Source organism: Oscillospiraceae bacterium (assembly GCA_035353335.1).
Taxonomy (GTDB): Bacteria; Bacillota; Clostridia; order Oscillospirales; family JAKOTC01; genus DAOPZJ01.
On the sequence record DAOPZJ010000117.1, the window covers coordinates 1 to 2525 of the forward strand.

At 52.2% G+C, this 2525-nt stretch carries 3 protein-coding genes; 2 read left to right on the plus strand and 1 reads right to left on the minus strand.

Annotated elements, in window-relative coordinates; all coding sequences use genetic code 11:
• Positions 1 to 295, minus strand: a 295-nt coding sequence (locus PKH29_12810; GenBank protein ID HNX15720.1) for a helix-turn-helix domain-containing protein, incomplete at its 3' end; no start/stop codon positions are given.
• 269 nt (positions 296 to 564) lie between these two features.
• Between PKH29_12810 and PKH29_12815 the strand changes: the two genes are divergently transcribed.
• Positions 565 to 1338 carry a Ku protein gene (locus PKH29_12815; protein HNX15721.1) on the plus strand — a complete coding sequence of 258 codons (774 nt, stop codon included), beginning with the start codon at positions 565 to 567 and terminating at the stop codon, positions 1336 to 1338.
• Between the two features lie 3 nt (positions 1339 to 1341).
• Positions 1342 to 2525, plus strand: a 1184-nt coding sequence (locus PKH29_12820) for a DNA polymerase ligase N-terminal domain-containing protein (GenBank protein ID HNX15722.1), incomplete at its 3' end; no start/stop codon positions are given.

The following is a 2525-nucleotide window of genomic DNA, read 5'->3' on the forward strand; positions in this document are numbered from 1 at the left end:
GCTTGGAATTGACGGCGCCGTTTAACAGATTGGAAATGCGGGTGGCTTCCTCGGGATCGAAAACATCCATATCGATGACCGCAGAGACCTCGACGCGGAGCTCAAGCGGTTCTTCGGTTTCTTTTTCCGGGCGGTTTTGTTCCAAAAAGACGCTCAGATCGTGGCCGGTCACGCGCCAGCTCTTGCCGACCTTGTTGGCGCGGAGTTTGCCCTCGCGGATATAGCGCTGGATTGTTTTAGGATGGAAAGAGAGCATCTCCGAGATTTTATCGACGGTGTAATAGGTTTCAGGCATAAATAACACTCCTTAAAATGACCTATAATGGCATTATAGGGAATAATAAGAAATATGTCAAGAGGTTTTTGAAAAATTTTTCATCTTTTTCCGAATCATATAAAAATAAGGCAATCGGTAACAATAATACCGATCTGCACCGTATTGCGGCTGCGGTAAAACCGCAGGCAGAAAAACATTCGCGCGGGCTTTGCCCGCTGCCGCGTTTTAAGCGGCAACTCGAAAACAGCATTTCGATTGCGGATGATTTAACCCGGAGGTGTTATATTTTGATATCGCATAAATCGGTTATCACATTCGGAATGGTCGCGATTCCGATCGCAATGTTTACGGCGACGCAGGACAACGACATCCATTTTAATCAGCTGCACAGAGAGGACAGCAGCCGCATCCGGTATAAAAAGACCTGCGCGCACTGCGGCAAGGAACTGGCTTCCGAGGACATTGAAAAAGGGTTTGAATACGACAAGGATAAATATGTCGTCGTCACCGACGAGGAGATCGAAAAGATCAAGACCGAAAAAGAAAAGTCCATTCAGATTCTGCACTTTGCGCAGCTGAATCAGATTTCCCCCGTCTATTACGACAAGACCTATCAGGCAGCGCCCGAGGCCGGCGGCGAAAAGGCGTTTGAGCTGCTGCGCTCGGCGCTGATGGCGGAGCAAAAAATCGCCATCGGCAAGACCGTGATGGGCACCAGGGACACGCTGATGGCGATCATCGCGCGCGAGGACGGGATGTTGATTTCGACGATGTTTTATGCCGACGAGATCAAGGAACTGCAAAAACAATATAAAAAGACCGACGTCTCGGAAGCCGAACTGAATATGGCAAAACTGTTGATCAACTCGATGGATACGCCGTTTGATCCTTCGAAATATCAGGACGAATACCAGACCAAACTGCGCGCGCTGATCGAGACCAAGATTTCGGGCAAGGAAGTCGTCGCGGCAGAGGCCGATAATGCCGTCAAGGTGATCGACCTGATGGAGGCGCTCAAACAGAGCGTCGAAAAAGTCAAAAAAGAAAAGGAGCCGGCGTAATCTATGGCGGGACTTGATATATACAGACAAAAACGAAATTTCGACCGCACCGGAGAGCCGGAGGGCGGAACGGCGGTTTTGGACAAGCTCTCATTTGCGATCCAGCACCATCTGGCAAGCCGGGATCATTACGATCTGCGGCTGGAGCACAACGGCGTGCTGTTGAGTTGGGCGCTGCCCAAGGGCCCGTCGTTTGACACGCGGGATAAACGGCTTGCCGTGAAAGTGGAAGACCATCCGCTCGACTATAAAAACTTCGAGGGCACGATCCCGAAAGGCGAATACGGCGGCGGAACGGTCTTGCTCTGGGACGAGGGCATCTGGGAACCAAGAGGCGACGTCGGCGAGGGGCTTGAAAAAGGGTCGCTCAAATTTACCCTGAAAGGGCGGCGCTTGAAGGGCGGCTGGGCGCTCGTGCGGCTGAAAGGCAAAGAGGATGAAGACGGTGAAAACTGGCTTTTGATCAAGGAAAAGGACGAATATACCCAAGAGGGCGACGGGATTTCCGAATTCGTCACAAGCGTGCGAACCGGACGCACCGTACAGGAGATCGAGACGGGACAGGATGAAAAAAACGACAAGAACCCTTTTGACAAGACGGAAGTGCAGCTTGCAAAACTCACCGATAAAATCCCGTCGGGCAAAAACTGGCTGTTTGAACTCAAATATGACGGGTACCGGATTGTTTCATTTATTGAGGGCAATACCGTGCGGCTGATGACCCGCAACGGCAAGGACTATTCGAACAAGTTTAAAGGCGTCGTGCCGTCGCTTGCCGACCTTGCGGCGGGCAGGGCAATGGTGCTCGACGGCGAGATGGCCGTGCTGGACGCTTCGGGAAAGACCGATTTTCAGGCGCTGCAAAATTATATCCGAAGCCCCTCGGGCAAGGCGCTGACCTACATCGTCTTTGACCTGCTTGCGCTGGACGGCGTTGATCTGCGCAACCGCCCGTTATTTGAACGTAAAGAAAAGTTGGAGGCGCTGATGAAAGACGCGCCGAACAATCTGCACTACAGCAGGCATGTCCAAGACGGAGGGGAAGCAGGATTTGAAGCGGCTTGTAAAGCCGGTATGGAGGGGATTGTCGGCAAAAAGGCCGAATCGGTCTATTCCGGCAGCCGCAGCGGCGACTGGGTCAAGATCAAATGCGAACGGCGGCAGGAGTTTGTGATCGGCGGCTATAT